Below are 14051 nucleotides of genomic sequence, written 5' to 3'. Positions count from 1 at the left end.
GCATGGCCCCCGCCCCGGGGGGGCGCCGCGCCTCCGTCGCGCTGGGCGCGCCCGCCCCCCGCATGGTGGGCTGGGGCGGGTTGTAAGCCCCGTAGCCGGCGGGGGGCCCGGGGGTGGTGGCCCGCCGGGCCCCTCTCGTTCGTCCAAGATTCTTCTCTTCACATATGGAGCACAAGGGGCGCACAGAGGAGGATTGCATTCCGCAGGTCACGGGTATGACGGGCTACGACCGTGACGCGCAGTCTGGCCGTGGGAGGGCCCCATGTTGTTGATCGAAGCGCTCGGCTCCGCGCTGCTCGGTCTGGTGCTGGCGTGGGCTGCGAACCATCGGCTGGCCCACCGCCTGCCCGCCCGTTCCCTCGTGCTGGCGACGGGCGCCGCGGGAGCCCTGTTCGGCGCCTTCGTCACCCACAGCGCCTTCGACCCCGGCAACGTCCTGCTGAATCTGCTCGGCGCGGCGATCGTGTCCGCCGCTTCTCTCTCCCTGCTGGTGCGCCCGGCAGGGAGACTCCGCCGGCGCTCGGCGCCGGCGTGATCTCGAAGGGAAACGACAGGACGGGCGGACCGACCGGGAAGGCCGGAACGACTGGGAAGGCCGAACCGACCGGACCGACCGGGACGACCGGACCGACCGGGACGACCGGAAAGGCCGGACCGACCGGGACGACCGCGGAAGCGGCGGCTAGGCGCTAGGCGGCGAGCCCGAGAGCGGCCATCCGCTTCGTGTGCGCCTCGGTGATCCGGGAGAACATCCGGCCGACCTCGGCGAGGTCGAACCCGTCCGCGACACCGCCCACGAGCATGGTGGACAGCGCGTCCCGGTCCGCGACCACGCGCTGGGACTGCGACAGCGCCTCACCCATGAGACGGCGGGCCCACAGAGCGAGACGGCCACCCACGCGCGGGTCGGCGTCGATCGCGGCGCGCACCTTCTCCACGGCGAAGCCGGCGTGCCCGGTGTCGTCCAGCACGGCCAGCACGAGCTCACGCGAGTCCGTGTCCAGCCGGGCCGCGACCTCCCGGTAGAAGTCGCTGGCGATCGAGTCGCCGACGTACGCCTTGACGAGCCCCTCCAGCCAGTCCGAGGGCGCCGTCTGCCGGTGGAAGCCGTCCAGCGCGGCGACGAACGGCTCCATCGCGTGCGTGGGCTCCTCGCCGATCTCCGTGAGCCGGTCCCGCAGTCTCTCGAAGTGGTGGAACTCCGCCGACGCCATCTTCGCCAGCTCCGCCTTGTCGGCCAGCGTCGGCGCCAGCTTGGCGTCCTCGGCGAGCCGCTCGAACGCCGCGAGCTCGCCGTACGCGAGCGCACCGAGGAGATCGACGACCGCGGCCCGGTACTGCGGGTCGGCGGCGGCCTTCGCCCAGTCCTGGGCGGCGACTCCGGTGTGCTCGGAGGGTGCGTCAGAGGTGTTGTCAGACGTCGTCATGAAGCGCACAATAGTCCGCTTGCCGACCTACGGAAGTCCCTGGTCAATCAGTGTGACGACGGCTACGTGACCAAATCGGCCATCGTGTGTGCGGGATTCCGGGGTATGGTGGTAATGCGCCTGCCGAGTAGTCGACGGGCCGCACGTATGAGGATGCCCGGTCGGTGGCCCGATCGGCTCCGACCCGACAGCCCTCCCAGTCCGTACGGCACATTGCGTACGACGGCCGGAGGGACACCTCAGCGGTACGAGCGCTAGAGCGTCGGCAGAGGTCCCGTGCCCTACGGCAAGATCGTAAGGCAGCCGACGTCCCCGGCACGGTCCGTCTACGACCCCCGCGCTCGCCTCGCACCGCGTACACAGAAGAGGCAGCACCCTGACTACCACGTTCAGAGATCTCGGAATCCTTCCTGAGACCGCCGAGGCCCTCGAAGCCGTCGGCATCATCACCCCCTTCCCCATCCAGGAGATGACCCTCCCCGTCGCCCTTTCCGGCACGGACGTCATCGGCCAGGCCAAGACCGGCACCGGCAAGACGCTGGGCTTCGGCCTCCCGCTCCTCGAGCGCGTCACCGTCCCCGCGGACGTGGAGGCGGGCCGCGCGAAGCCCGAGGACCTCACCGACACCCCGCAGGCGCTCGTCGTCGTCCCCACGCGCGAGCTGTGCCAGCAGGTCACCAACGACCTGCTGACCGCGGGCAAGGTGCGCAACGTACGCGTCACCGCGATCTACGGCGGCCGGGCCTACGAGCCCCAGGTCGAGGCCCTGAAGAAGGGCGTCGACGTGATCGTCGGCACCCCGGGCCGGCTCCTGGACCTCGCGGGCCAGAAGAAGCTCAACCTCGCGCATGTGAAGTCCCTGGTCCTCGACGAGGCCGACGAGATGCTCGACCTGGGCTTCCTGCCCGACGTCGAGAAGATCATCAACATGCTGCCGGTCCGGCGCCAGACCATGCTGTTCTCGGCGACCATGCCGGGCGCCGTCATCGGACTCGCGCGCCGCTACATGTCGCAGCCCACGCACATCCGCGCCGCGGCGCCGGACGACGAGGGCAAGACGGTCGCGAACACCTCGCAGCACGTGTACCGCGCGCACAACATGGACAAGCCCGAGATGGTCGCGCGCATTCTGCAGGCCGAGGGCCGGGGACTGGTCATGGTCTTCTGCCGTACGAAGCGCACCGCGGCCGACCTGGCCGACCAGCTCAAGCAGCGCGGCTTCGCGGCCGGCGCGGTCCACGGCGACCTCGGCCAGGGCGCCCGTGAGCAGGCGCTGCGCGCCTTCCGCAACGGCAAGGTGGACGTCCTCGTCTGCACCGACGTCGCCGCCCGCGGCATCGACGTCGAGGGCGTGACGCACGTCGTCAACTACCAGTCTCCCGAAGAGGAGAAGACGTACCTGCACCGCATCGGCCGCACCGGCCGCGCGGGCGCCAAGGGCATCGCGATCACGCTCGTCGACTGGGACGACATCCCGCGCTGGCAGCTGATCAACAAGGCGCTGGAGCTCAACTTCAACGACCCGCCGGAGACGTACTCCACGTCCCCGCACCTCTTCGAGGAACTCAACATCCCCGCGGGCACCAAGGGTGTCCTGCCGCGCGCCGAGCGCACGCGGGCGGGGCTCGAGGCGGAGGAGCTGGAGGACCTCGGCGAGACCGGCGGCCGCGGTCGCGGCAGCCGGAACGGCCGAGGCGGACGAGGTGACCGGAACGACCGGGCCGAGTCCCGGCCCGCCGAGCGTGACCGTGAGCCTTCGGAGCGTACGCCGCGCCGCCGTCGCCGCACCCGCGGCGGTACGCCGATGGACGCGAGCGCCGCACCGGAGGCCGTGGTGGAGACCGCGTCGTCCGAGGAGACCGGCTCCCGCGCCCTGCGCCGCCGTCGCCGCACCCGCGGCGGTGCCGCGTCCGAGCCGGTGCCGGTCACGGCCGCCGCGCCCGAGGCCGCGCAGGCCGCCGTCGTGACGGCGGAGGGCCCTGCCCTGGACGCCCCCGAGGCTCCGGAGAAGCCGCGCCGCCGGCGCACCCGTAAGTCCGCGGAGGGCACGGCGGCCGTGGAGACGGTTGCCGAGCAGGCCGCGGAGGTCGTGGAGACCCCGGCCGTCGCGGAAGCCCCGGCGACCGCGGACACCGAGGCACCCGCCGCCAAGCCGCGCCGCCGCACCCGCAAGGCGACGGCCGCCGCGGAGACGGCGGTCGACACCGCCGAGGCAGCCGAGGCGAAGCCCCGCCGTACGCGCAAGGCGGCCACCACCGCCGAAGCCGCGGTCGACACCGCCGAGGCAGCCGAGGCCAAGCCGCGCCGCACCCGCAAGACGGCCGCCGCCACCGAGATCCCGGCGCAGGTCGCCGACGAGCCCGAGGCGAAGCCCCGTACGCGGACCCGCAAGGCCACCGCCGCGGCGGAGACCGCTGTGGACACGGCCGAGGCCGTGGAGACCAAGCCGCGCCGGACCCGTAAGGCGGCCGCCGCCCCGGAGGCCGCCGAGGCCGTCGAGGCGAAGCCCCGTCGTGCGCGCAAGGCGGCCACCACCGCCGAGGCCGCCGTGGACACCGCCGAGGCCAAGCCGCGCCGTACGCGCAAGGCCGCCGAGGCCGCCGTGGACACGGCGGAGGGCGCCGAGGCCAAGCCGCGGCGCACCCGCAAGACGGCCGCCGCCGCCCCGGAAGCCGCCGAGGAGGTCAAGCCCCGCCGTACGCGTAAGGCTGCGACCGCCGCGGTCGACACGGCCGAGGCCGCCGAGGCCAAGCCGCGCCGCACCCGCAAGACGGCCGCCGCCGCCGAGATCCCGGCTCAGGCGACCGACGAGCCCGCGGCCAAGCCCCGGACCACCCGCGCCCGCAAGACCACGGCAGTCGCCGAGGTCACCGCCGACGCGGCCGAGGCGAAGCCCAGGACGCGTCGCACGCGGAAGGCCACGGCCGCCGCGGAGCCCGCGGAGAGCTGACCGCTCACTCGACCGACGGCCCGGCCCACCTCGTGTGGGCCGGGCCGTCGGCATTCGGGCGCCAGGACTCCGCCCGCCCCCGCCCGGCCGCCCCCACGACACCCTCTCCGGATAACCTCACTCCATGAGCAGGCCTCCGTCCTTCACTCCGCCCCCGGGCGCCCGCGCGTACTCGCTGCGCACCGCGCGCGGGGAATTCGCCGTCGTCGACTCGCCCGTGGCGGACGGCGCCGCGCCCCGGGGGACCGCGCTGCTGCTGCCCGGGTTCACCGGCAGCAAGGAGGACTTCAACCCGCTGCACGAGGAACTCGGGGCGCGCGGCTACCGGACCGTCGCGGTGGACGGGCGCGGGCAGTACCAGTCCGACGGGCCCGAGCACGACGAATCGGCTTACGCGCAGGGTGAGTTGGCGCGGGACGTGCTCGCCCAGGCCGCCGCCCTCGGCACCCCCGTGCACCTCGTCGGGCACTCCCTCGGCGGGCAGATCGCGCGGGCCGCGGCCCTGCTGGACCACGCCCCCTTCCGGTCTCTCACTCTGATGGCCTCCGGACCGGCACAGATCTCCGTCTCCCAGCAGCAGCGCGTGAAGCTGCTCCGGGACGCGCTCGCCGTGATGGGCATGGCCGAGGTGTGGGAGGCGATCCAGGCCATGGAGCCGCCCGAGGAGACCGAGACCGGGGATCTGGACGCCGGGCTCGGCGACGGGGAGGATCTGCGCCGCCGCTGGCTCGGCAACAAGCCGGCCCAACTCATCGCCACGGGGCGCCAGTTGTGCACGGAACCGGACCGCGTGGCCGAGCTGGCCGCCCTGCCGCTGCCGTTCCACGTGCTGTCGGGTTCCAGCGACGACACCTGGCCGGTGCCTCTGCTCGACGACATGGCGCTGCGCCTGCGCGCGCACCGCACGGTCGTCCAGGGCGCCGAGCACTCCCCCAACACGGACCAGCCCCTCGAGACGGCCCGCGCCTTCGCCGACTTCTGGGACCGCAGCGCCCCCGGCAGCTAGGGCCTGCCGTCAGAAGTGGGGTCTGCCGCGCGGCCGCCCTCCGGGCGACGGCGCCACTCCGGCACCAGGGTCTAGTACTGCGCCTGCAGGTGCTCCCAGAACCCGTCCCGCAACGCCCGCCGCAGGTCGGCCTGTCCGCGCAGCGAGTACTGGAGCAGGCCCTCCGCCTCCACCAGCAGGTCCTGGTCGACCGAGCCCGGCAGATAGGGGTGGCCGGGCAGCAGTTCGACCAGCGACTCCCGGCCCCGGGCGGCCAGCCACTTCGCTGCGATCTGCGCGCCGACGAAGCGGACGTTCTCGCGGGTGGGCCGGGCGGCGGTGGCCTCGTAGGCGGCAGTGGTGCGCCGGGCCACGAACGGCTTGAAGAAGTCGAGGTCGAGGGTCCGCTGGCTGTCGACCTCCCAGAGCAGGGGCTCCGCCTGGTTGCGTCCCTCGGGGGCCTCGATACCCCACAGGTGCACCCGCGCGCCGTATCCCTGCGCCGCCTCGACCGCCGACACCAGGTCCTCGTCGCCGCCGAGCAGGGCCGCGTCGCTGATCGCGCGGTGTCTGGCCAGCGACTCCAGGTCCGACCTGATCAGCGAATCGACGCCCTTCTGCTGGTTGTTGGCGTTGAGATTGCCCAGCCGGACCTTCACGTCCGGGAGTTCGGCGATCGACTGCTGCTCGATGGTGTGGATACGGCGTCGCGCGCCGTCGTACCAGTAGACCCGCAGCAGCCGGCTGTCCGCGAAGATCGTGCGGGCCTTGTCGATGAGCGCCTCGATCAGCCCTTCCGCGTCGAGGTCGAACGCCCGGCGGTCCTCCGTGCCGGCGACGAGGCGCCCCGCGGCCGCGTACAGGTATCCCGCGTCGACGAAGATCGCATGGGTCGAGGGCGTCTTGGCCACCTCGGCGAGCATGCGCTGCAGCAGCTCGTTCGTGCGGTCGATACGGGCGGTGAGGGCCTCGAGGTCGTCGTTCATCGCCTCCATTGTCCCGGCGGTCACGCTGCGAACACAACCGGTCCCGGTCGGTCTCGTGACCTGTTCCTTACCGGTCAGTAGTTAGCCGTTCGAAAAATTTATTTAGCGTAGGGAATGTTTGTAACGCGGTAACGGTTGACTGAATCAGATGGCAGCGCGACGAAGGGAGAGGCATGCGCTTCGAAATCATGCGACTCGACGAGGTCAACGGCACGACCGTGGACAGCACCGTCGTAGACGCCGCCTCCGTCGACCGGATCGTCCAGCAGGCCGCAGCCATAGGACAGCGACTCTGGATCCGGCCCGCCGAGAGTGCGGCCGTATAACCACCTGACCGACGCGGATCACCGCGCAATCTTCGAAGCCCCCGCCCGGCACCGACGCCGAGCGGGGGCTTCGCGTATGGGGGCTTCGCGTTTACCAGGCGCGGGGCCCGGGGTCCGGGGTGCGCTCAGGCGCCCTTGATCACCTGTGTGATGCCGTTGATGATCTGCTGCACGGCGATCGCGGAGAGCATCATGCCCGCGAGCCGCGTCACCAGGACCACACCGCCGTCCTTGATGACCCGGATGATCAGCAGCGAGTAGCGCATCACCAGCCACAGCACGACATGGATGGCGAGGATCGCCGCCCACACCGACGCCTGCATGGCAAAGCTGTCGGCCTTCTGCACGGCGAGGATGACGGAGACGATCGCACCCGGGCCGGCCAGCAGCGGCATGCCCAGCGGCACGAGCGCCACGTTGACGTCCTTGGTCTGCTTCGGCTCCTCGTTCTTGCCGGTCAGCAGGTCGAGGGCGATGAGCAGGAGCAGCAGACCGCCCGCGATCATCAGGGCGGGCACGGAGACGTGCAGGTAGTCGAGGATCTGGTGCCCGAGCAGCCCGAAGACGGTGATCACGCCGCCGGCGACGCAGACGGCCTGGAAGGCCATCCGCTTCTGCACCTTGCCGGGGCGTCCGGCGGTCAGCGCGAGGAAGATCGGGGTGATCCCGGGGGGATCCATGATGACGAACAGGGTCAGGAAGAGGGAGCCGAAGACGGCGAGGTCGAACATGGGTGAGCAACTGGCCTTGCGGTGAGGGGAAATGGACGGTGAGAGGGGGCGAGGGAGGAGTCAGGCCCCGCCGGTCCCCGGCACCGGGAACGCTCCGGTCGCCCGCCGCACGATCTCCCCGTACACCTCGGGATCCGTGACGTACTCGCCGAGCACGCACGTCTTGCGGCTGCCGTGGTAGTCGCTGGACCCGGTGGTCAGCAGCCCCAGTTCCTTCGCGAGTCCCCGCAGCCGTGCCCGCGTCTCCTCGTCGTGGTCCATGTGGTCGACCTCGATGCCGTCGAGCCCGGCGACGGCCATCTCGGCGATCGCGGACTCGGGCACCGTACGACCGCGCTTGCTGGCGCCCGGGTGCGCGAAGACGGTGACCCCGCCCGCGGCCTTGACCAGCCGGATGGCTTCGAAGGGGTCCGTCTCGTGCTTCTCGACGAAGGCCCGGCCCCCGTCGGACAGCCAGTCCTGGGTGAACGCGTCGTTCACGGTCGGTACGACGCCGAGCTCGACGAGGGCGGTCGCGACATGCGGACGCCCGACCGAGCCGTCGCCGGCGATCCGCCGCACCTGGTCCCAAGTGACCGGCACGCCCAGCGCGTTCAGCCTGGCGACCATGCCCTGGGCCCGCGGCACCCGGTCGTCCCGCACCAGCTCGCGCTCGGCGAGCAGCGCCGGCTCCTCGGGGTCGAAGAGGTAGGCGAGCATGTGCATGGAGACGCCGTCGACACGGCAGGACAGCTCGGCGCCGGTGACGAGCGTGAGCCCCTCGGGCAGCGCGGCGATCGCCTCGGCGTGCCCGCGGGTGGAGTCGTGATCGGTCAGCGCGACGACGTCCAGCCCGGCAGCGGCGGCGTTCCGCACCAGCTCGGCGGGCGTGTCCGTGCCGTCGGAGGCGGTGGAGTGGGCGTGCAGATCGATGCGCACCACGCGGACTCCAGGCGACGACGGACGGATGAGGACGCTCAAGGATAACCGGATTTTCCCGGTCCCTTGTCACACCCGTACCGGGGAGGTGACCCCTACAGGCCCGGGAGGTGACCCCTCCAGGCTTCCCTCAGGGTTCCAACAGCCTGGGCGAAAGCGCCCCGCACGGCACGAGATCGACTTCCGCCCCCGCATCCCGCAGATCCGTCAGCACCAGCTCGTCGTACATCAGCAGCCCCGACTGCTCGGGCCACACGACCGCCCACAGCCACAGCCCCCGCGCCTCGCCCGCGAAGACGGCACGGTCGTCGGGGCTGTCGGTGACGTGCCAGAGAGGGGTGGGGCGGCCGCCGGCCAGCACCTTGGCCTGGGGCGGCTTCTCGACGTTCATGTACGGCCCCGGGTCCGGGCCGTCGATGCCCGCGTACCGCGCGCCGAGTCCGACGCCGAGCTCCTCGGCGACCAGGATCAGCTCCCCTATGCCGCCGAGCGGCCCCGGCCCCGAGCACGCCACCGCGGTGGCCCGGCCGCCGTGCCGGTCGTCGCCCGCGCACGCCACTCCCGTGAAGAGCCAGCCGACCGGCAGGGGCCACGGCATCCACACCGGGACCTGCGTGCGGTGGACCACCACGCTGAGGGCCTCGACGCTGGGCGGGATCACGGGCTGCACCGGATGCACGGTGCCGTGCACATCGCACTGCCAGGAATCGGCGAAGAGTCCGGGAGCCCTGACCCGGCCACCACACTTCGGGCAACTGGGTTCGCCCCTCATAGGGCCCCACGGTCCTACCCGCGCACCGTCACGTCAAGGACGATCACCCGTCCGGACGGAACCCTTCACGGGACGCCTCATGGGAAGCCTCATGGGACAGGACTAGATGCATCTTGCATTAATTAGCCGCCCTAACTTACTGTGTGCATATACCAACTAATCTTGAACGAGAGTGGAGGAAGCATGGACGACCCCTTCGAAGCGGGAGCGGGCGGCATCCTGCGGCAGCCGAAGGCCGTGTGGGCGACGGCGGGCGCGTCCGTCGTGGCGTTCATGGGCATCGGACTCGTCGACCCGATCCTGCCGTCCATCGCCAAGGGCCTGGACGCGACGGCCGGCCAGGTCTCCCTGCTCTTCACCTCGTACTTCCTGATCACCGCCGTCGCGATGCTGATCACCGGCTTCGTCTCCAGCCGTATCGGCGGCCGCAGGACACTGCTGCTCGGCCTCGCCTTCGTCGTGGTCTTCGCGGGTCTCGCGGGCACCTCGGACTCGGTCGCCGAACTCGTCGGCTTCCGCGCGGGCTGGGGCCTCGGCAACGCGCTCTTCGTCTCGACGGCCCTCGCGGTCATCGTCGGCGCGGCGGCGGGCGGCAGCGCCGCCGCGATCCTGCTGTACGAGTCCGCACTCGGCCTCGGCATGGCGTGCGGCCCGCTGGTGGGCGCGCTGCTCGGCAACCAGAGCTGGCGCTACCCCTTCTTCGGCACCGCCTTCCTGATGGCGGTCGGCTTCCTGTGCATCACGGCGTTCCTGAAGGAGCAGCCGAAGCCGGCCCGGAAGACCTCGCCGCTCGATCCCCTCCGGGCGCTCGGCCACGGCGGCCTGGCCTCGACGGCGGTCTCGGCGTTCTTCTACAACTACACGTTCTTCACCGTGCTGGCCTTCACGCCGTTCGTGCTGGACATGACGCCGTACAGGTCGGGGGCCGTGTTCTTCGCCTGGGGCCTGCTGCTCGCCGTCTTCTCCGTGCTCGTGGCCCCGCGCCTGCAGCGGCGCTTCGGCTCGCTGAAGGTGCTCGGCGGCTCGCTGGTGCTGCTCGCGGCGGACGTCCTCGTCCTCGGCTACGGCAGCCACACCACGGCCGTCGTCTGCACGATCCTGTCGGGCGCCTTCATCGGCGTGAACAACACCGTCTACACGGAGCTGGCGCTCGGCGTCTCGGACGCGCCCCGGCCGGTGGCGAGCGCCGGCTACAACTTCGTGCGCTGGTTCGCGGCCGCGGCCGCGCCGTACTTCGCACCGAAGATCGAGGAGTGGACCGACATCCACGTCCCGTTCGTGGTCGCGGCGGTCACCGCCGTGCTGGGCGCGGTCGTCGTGTTCGTACGGCGGAACGCCCTCACGCACGAAACCGAAGAGCTGGAGCCGCGGCACGCCGCCGAGGACAGCGTCACGGTGTTCGCCAACTGACGCCTCCCGGCCACCGGTTGGTGAGCTTGCTCACCTTGGCCTCAGTCCAGCGGGACGGACCTGCGGGACGGATCCCTGAGGTCCGTCCCGTTCGTCAGCCAGCGCTCCTGAAGGGCCTGGGCGCCGTGCACGCGCTTCCAGGCGGCCTCGTTCGACGTCATCGGGAGCAGCGGCAGGAAGCGGACCGGCTCGAGCGGCTCGTCGAGTTCGAGGTCCTCGACCAGGCCGCCCGGCTCGGCGACCAGCACGGAGCTGAACGGTGCGCCGGGCCACAGGGGTTCACCGACGTCGAGCGAGGCGCCGGGCGCCACGACCACACCCTCGACCTGCGGGGAGGCGGCGAGCACGGCGAGCGGGCGCAGCGCCTTGTCGGTGTCGGCGTGGCCGCCGCGCACCGAGAGGACCAGCTCGGCGCGCGGGCCCCTGAGCGGGTCGGCGAGCACCGCCGTGGGGTCGCTCATCGGCTGCGCGGACATGCCGAGGGTGGCGTAGCGGACGATGTCGCCCTCGTGGAAACGGAGCACCTCGATGCGGTCGGTGCCGAGGAACGTGACGGCCGCGCGGGCGTCCGGTTCGCCCAGCGCGCCGCGCAGCCGGGCCTCGACCAGAGGAAGAACATCAACCATGCGGCGAGCATAGAACTCGTCAGTGCAGGGCAAAGCGGCGCCTTGACACATTGGGCTGCTGATAGTCTTGCCCGCGTCGTTCGGGGCAACACGCAGATGGGGGCACCGCCCAGGCCGTGCAGGCACTGGGGGAGTCGCATCGGGCCCCGACGCCTGTGAGACTCCCTGACGGGAATGGAACGTCCCTTACGAGGGACCGGCCGGAGGAGGTGGGGCTGTCATGGATCGAAGTCACCCGTGCAGTACCACTCGCTCTTCCCGCCGCTGATACAGCTGATCTGGCTCCGGCCGACCGCCGCCTTTCACGCTCACGTCTTCATGCGGAAGAGCACTTCGTTTCGTTTTGCCTGATCTGTCTGATCTGAATCAGCAGCGAAGTCCGCCACCGCGACGGTGCGGTGCTCCCCGCTTTGTGGACGTGCCAAACACCTGACGTCAGGACGTCCCCATTCCGGGCAGTTCCAGCCGTCGTCGGCGCCTTTCGTCGCTCGACACGAAGGAGCCAGCCATGTCGATGATCCGTGACCTGCGCGCCGCGGTCCGGCCGTCCCGCGTCTCGGTACGCAAGGACGCCGGTGCCTACGACACGACTCGCGACCCCTCCACCCCCTCCGCCGTCGTCGACTGCGCCGTCTACCGGGACGGTGCCCGCGTGGACAGCGGCAGGTCCCTGACCCCGCACGAGGCGATGCGCCTGGTGCGGCGCGACGGCGGCTTCGTCTGGATCGGCCTGCACGAGCCGACCGAGGCCGAATTCTCCGGGATCGCCGGCGAGTTCGGCCTGCACCCGCTGGCCGTGGAGGACGCCGTCCAGGCCCACCAGCGACCCAAGCTGGAGCGCTACGACGACACCCTCTTCACCGTCTTCAAGACCATCCACTACGTCGAGCACGACCAGCTCACCGCCAACAGCGAGGTCGTCGAGACCGGCGAGGTCATGTGCTTCACCGGACAGGACTTCTTCATCACCGTCCGGCACGGCGGCCAGGGCTCGCTGCGCGCCCTGCGGCACCGGCTCCAGGACGACCCCGAGCTGCTCGCCAAGGGCCCCTCCGCGGTGCTGCACGCGATCGCCGACCACGTCGTCGACGGCTACATCGCGGTCGCCGACGCCGTCCAGGACGACATCGACGAGGTCGAGACCGAGGTGTTCTCGCCGGGCCGCCGGGGCGGTGTCTCACGGGGTGTGGACTCGGCGCGCATCTACCAGCTCAAGCGCGAGGTGCTGGAGTTCAAGCGCGCCGTCTCGCCGCTGCTGCGCCCCATGCAGCTGCTCAGCGAGCGGCCGATGCGGCTGATCGACCCCGACATCCAGAAGTACTTCCGGGACGTCGCCGACCACCTCGTCCGCGTCCAGGAGCAGGTCGTCGGCTTCGACGAGCTGCTCAACTCGATCCTCCAGGCCAACCTCGCGCAGGCGTCCGTGGCGCAGAACGAGGACATGCGCAAGATCACGTCCTGGGCCGCCATCATCGCCGTACCGACGATGGTGTGCGGGGTCTACGGCATGAACTTCAAGTACATGCCGGAACTGCACGCGAAGTACGGCTACCCGGTGATCATGGGCATCACCGTCTGCATCTGTCTCGGCATCCACCGCACGCTGAAGCGCAACGGCTGGCTCTGAGAGCGCCTGGATAGGCTGAGCCCATGACAAGCGAGCTGCTCGACCAGGCCCTCGTCGAGGAGGCCACCAAGAAGTCCGGCCTCGTCTGGGTGGCCGGTCCAGGCGTCCCGGCCCGTGCGCTGTGGCACGTGTGGCACGGGGGAGCCGCGTGTCTGGTCGGCGACGGACCGGGCGAGCAGCCGCTGCCGGGGCTGGCCGACGGGGCCGGCGCCGAGGTCACGGTCCGCAGCAAGGACAAGGGCGGCCGACTGGTGACCTGGCCGGCGAAGGTCGTCGAGCTGGCACCCGGGTCCGAGGAGTGGGCGGCCACGGTCGCCGAGCTGAAGGGCAAGCGGCTCAACGCCCCCGACGGCGAGGCGATGACCGAGCGCTGGTCCCGCGAATGCCGGGTGCTGCGCCTGGAACCCGCCGGGGCGACAACGGAGTTGCCCGACGGCGATCTGGCCGAGGCACCGTTGCCGACGCCCGCCACCACCCGCCGGCCGATCCCCGCGGGGCTGCCCCGGCTGCTGCTGAGGAAGAGGAAACGCCGGTAGGACGTCAGGACGTCGGCAACTGCTTGCCGTAGTCCACCGTCTCGGTCTTCTTCGGCTCGTTCAGGGCGAAGTCCTCGCCCCAGGACGAGAAGGCGATCGTGCCCGCGCCGCCCGCCCGCTCCAGCCGGAGCGGATAGGGCTTGCCCTGAAGAGAGACGTCGAGGGTGCCGCCGGAGCCCTTGTCGCCGGTGATGCGAATGGTGCGGGTACCCGACTGCTCGTGATGCCCGTCCGTCGCGAGCGAGCCGTGCAAGGTGAGCAGACCCCCGAGGAGGACGTCCATGTCCGTGAAACCGCTGAACTTCCGGTACGCCGGGTCGCGCTGCGGCACCTTCACGTACTTGCCGTCGAGCTTGCTGACGGACGCCTTGCCGGAGTCGCCGTCCGCGTGGTTCCAGAAGCCGGAGCCCGCCTTCAGATACAGCTGCTCACCGATCCGCAGCAGCCCGAAGGCCACCCCGTTCGAGGTGACCGATCCGGTGGCGCCCTCCGACTTCAGGCGCATGTCGAGCTTGTACGTACGGCCGTTGGTGACGACGTTTCCTGAGAGGTGCACGGCCTCGGCCGCGGCGGCGGCCGCGCGGGTCTTCGACTGGATCTCGGCGGCCGGCAGCTTGCCGACCCCGTTGGTGCCCGCGTCGGGATCGTCGCTGCAGCCCGCCAGCATGCCCGTCCCCGCCACGACCAGTGCGCACATCGCTCCCAGCAGCGTGGTCCGGCGCGTACGGCCCAGGGCAATCGCAGTCACAGAAGGGGC

The 14051-nt window shown here is 71.2% G+C and carries 14 protein-coding genes; 7 read left to right on the top strand and 7 right to left on the bottom strand.

What is annotated here, in order from left to right; genetic code table 11:
• Nucleotides 1-262 precede the first annotated feature (262 nt).
• Nucleotides 263-535, top strand: coding sequence for a hypothetical protein (locus tag ACIBN2_RS15850; RefSeq protein WP_399134932.1), 273 nt, complete (start codon nt 263-265; stop codon nt 533-535).
• A gap of 154 nt (nt 536-689) precedes the next feature.
• Here ACIBN2_RS15850 and ACIBN2_RS15845 read toward each other — a convergent pair whose 3' ends face one another.
• Nucleotides 690-1427: a ferritin-like domain-containing protein gene (locus tag ACIBN2_RS15845; protein WP_399134931.1), complete on the bottom strand. Its 738-nt coding sequence runs from the start codon at nt 1425-1427 to the stop codon at nt 690-692.
• A 469-nt stretch (nt 1428-1896) separates the two neighbouring features.
• Here ACIBN2_RS15845 and ACIBN2_RS15840 point away from each other — a divergent pair, with 469 nt between their 5' ends.
• Both ACIBN2_RS15840 and ACIBN2_RS15835 read left to right on the top strand, forming a co-directional pair.
• A complete protein-coding gene (locus tag ACIBN2_RS15840) occupies nt 1897-4377 on the top strand; it encodes a DEAD/DEAH box helicase (RefSeq protein WP_399134930.1) in 2481 nt (826 codons plus the stop codon).
• Nucleotides 4378-4501: 124 nt separating this feature from the next.
• Nucleotides 4502-5383: an alpha/beta fold hydrolase gene (locus ACIBN2_RS15835; RefSeq protein WP_399134929.1), complete on the top strand. Its 882-nt coding sequence runs from the start codon at nt 4502-4504 to the stop codon at nt 5381-5383.
• Nucleotides 5384-5454: 71 nt separating this feature from the next.
• Here the strand turns inward: ACIBN2_RS15835 and ACIBN2_RS15830 are convergent, their stop codons facing one another.
• Entirely contained in the window at nt 5455-6348 is an 894-nt protein-coding gene (locus ACIBN2_RS15830; protein ID WP_399134928.1) for an NYN domain-containing protein, read from the bottom strand.
• A gap of 173 nt (nt 6349-6521) precedes the next feature.
• Here ACIBN2_RS15830 and ACIBN2_RS15825 point away from each other — a divergent pair, with 173 nt between their 5' ends.
• Nucleotides 6522-6674 carry a hypothetical protein gene (locus ACIBN2_RS15825; RefSeq protein ID WP_384250585.1) on the top strand — a complete coding sequence of 51 codons (153 nt, stop codon included), beginning with the start codon at nt 6522-6524 and terminating at the stop codon, nt 6672-6674.
• Between the two features lie 125 nt (nt 6675-6799).
• Here ACIBN2_RS15825 and ACIBN2_RS15820 read toward each other — a convergent pair whose 3' ends face one another.
• The 3 genes from ACIBN2_RS15820 to ACIBN2_RS15810 all read right to left on the bottom strand — a co-directional run bounded on the left by ACIBN2_RS15820 (nt 6800) and on the right by ACIBN2_RS15810 (nt 9095).
• The gene (locus ACIBN2_RS15820) at nt 6800-7405 is read right to left on the bottom strand and encodes a MarC family protein (protein ID WP_399134927.1); all 606 of its coding nucleotides are present in this window, start codon (nt 7403-7405) and stop codon (nt 6800-6802) included.
• A 60-nt stretch (nt 7406-7465) separates the two neighbouring features.
• Nucleotides 7466-8323: a PHP domain-containing protein gene (locus ACIBN2_RS15815; protein ID WP_399135262.1), complete on the bottom strand. Its 858-nt coding sequence runs from the start codon at nt 8321-8323 to the stop codon at nt 7466-7468.
• Nucleotides 8324-8453: 130 nt separating this feature from the next.
• Nucleotides 8454-9095 (bottom strand): DUF6758 family protein, encoded by a 642-nt coding sequence (locus tag ACIBN2_RS15810; protein ID WP_399134926.1) that lies wholly within the window; start codon nt 9093-9095, stop codon nt 8454-8456.
• Nucleotides 9096-9278: 183 nt separating this feature from the next.
• On the opposite strand from ACIBN2_RS15810, the gene ACIBN2_RS15805 reads away from it, so the two are divergent.
• Nucleotides 9279-10505: an MFS transporter gene (locus tag ACIBN2_RS15805; protein WP_399134925.1), complete on the top strand. Its 1227-nt coding sequence runs from the start codon at nt 9279-9281 to the stop codon at nt 10503-10505.
• 41 nt (nt 10506-10546) lie between these two features.
• Here ACIBN2_RS15805 and ACIBN2_RS15800 read toward each other — a convergent pair whose 3' ends face one another.
• Nucleotides 10547-11131, bottom strand: a complete 585-nt coding sequence (locus ACIBN2_RS15800) for a suppressor of fused domain protein (protein WP_399134924.1) — start codon at nt 11129-11131, stop codon at nt 10547-10549.
• A gap of 508 nt (nt 11132-11639) precedes the next feature.
• Between ACIBN2_RS15800 and ACIBN2_RS15795 the strand changes: the two genes are divergently transcribed.
• Complete coding sequence (locus tag ACIBN2_RS15795) at nt 11640-12758, top strand: magnesium and cobalt transport protein CorA (RefSeq protein WP_399134923.1); 1119 nt, start codon at nt 11640-11642, stop codon at nt 12756-12758.
• A 23-nt stretch (nt 12759-12781) separates the two neighbouring features.
• Entirely contained in the window at nt 12782-13294 is a 513-nt protein-coding gene (locus ACIBN2_RS15790) for a hypothetical protein (RefSeq protein WP_399134922.1), read from the top strand.
• Between the two features lie 4 nt (nt 13295-13298).
• Here ACIBN2_RS15790 and ACIBN2_RS15785 read toward each other — a convergent pair whose 3' ends face one another.
• Nucleotides 13299-14042 (bottom strand): hypothetical protein, encoded by a 744-nt coding sequence (locus tag ACIBN2_RS15785; protein ID WP_399134921.1) that lies wholly within the window; start codon nt 14040-14042, stop codon nt 13299-13301.
• Nucleotides 14043-14051 lie beyond the last annotated feature (9 nt).

This window comes from Streptomyces sp. NPDC050534 (genome assembly GCF_044457745.1).
In the GTDB taxonomy this organism is placed as follows: domain Bacteria; phylum Actinomycetota; class Actinomycetes; order Streptomycetales; family Streptomycetaceae; genus Streptomyces.
This window is presented reverse-complemented; position numbering and strand designations above follow the sequence as displayed.

Bases quoted from the DNA above. Each gene is read 5' to 3' on its own strand.
- ACIBN2_RS15850 (WP_399134932.1), top strand. From the start codon at position 263: ATGTTGTTGATCGAAGCGCTCGGCTCCGCGCTGCTCGGTCTGGTGCTG.
- ACIBN2_RS15845 (WP_399134931.1), bottom strand. From the start codon at position 1,427: ATGACGACGTCTGACAACACCTCTGACGCACCCTCCGAGCACACCGGA.
- ACIBN2_RS15840 (WP_399134930.1), top strand. From the start codon at position 1,897: ATGACCCTCCCCGTCGCCCTTTCCGGCACGGACGTCATCGGCCAGGCC.
- ACIBN2_RS15835 (WP_399134929.1), top strand. From the start codon at position 4,502: ATGAGCAGGCCTCCGTCCTTCACTCCGCCCCCGGGCGCCCGCGCGTAC.
- ACIBN2_RS15830 (WP_399134928.1), bottom strand. From the start codon at position 6,348: ATGAACGACGACCTCGAGGCCCTCACCGCCCGTATCGACCGCACGAAC.
- ACIBN2_RS15825 (WP_384250585.1), top strand. From the start codon at position 6,522: ATGCGCTTCGAAATCATGCGACTCGACGAGGTCAACGGCACGACCGTG.
- ACIBN2_RS15820 (WP_399134927.1), bottom strand. From the start codon at position 7,405: ATGTTCGACCTCGCCGTCTTCGGCTCCCTCTTCCTGACCCTGTTCGTC.
- ACIBN2_RS15810 (WP_399134926.1), bottom strand. From the start codon at position 9,095: ATGAGGGGCGAACCCAGTTGCCCGAAGTGTGGTGGCCGGGTCAGGGCT.
- ACIBN2_RS15805 (WP_399134925.1), top strand. From the start codon at position 9,279: ATGGACGACCCCTTCGAAGCGGGAGCGGGCGGCATCCTGCGGCAGCCG.
- ACIBN2_RS15800 (WP_399134924.1), bottom strand. From the start codon at position 11,131: ATGGTTGATGTTCTTCCTCTGGTCGAGGCCCGGCTGCGCGGCGCGCTG.
- ACIBN2_RS15795 (WP_399134923.1), top strand. From the start codon at position 11,640: ATGTCGATGATCCGTGACCTGCGCGCCGCGGTCCGGCCGTCCCGCGTC.
- ACIBN2_RS15790 (WP_399134922.1), top strand. From the start codon at position 12,782: ATGACAAGCGAGCTGCTCGACCAGGCCCTCGTCGAGGAGGCCACCAAG.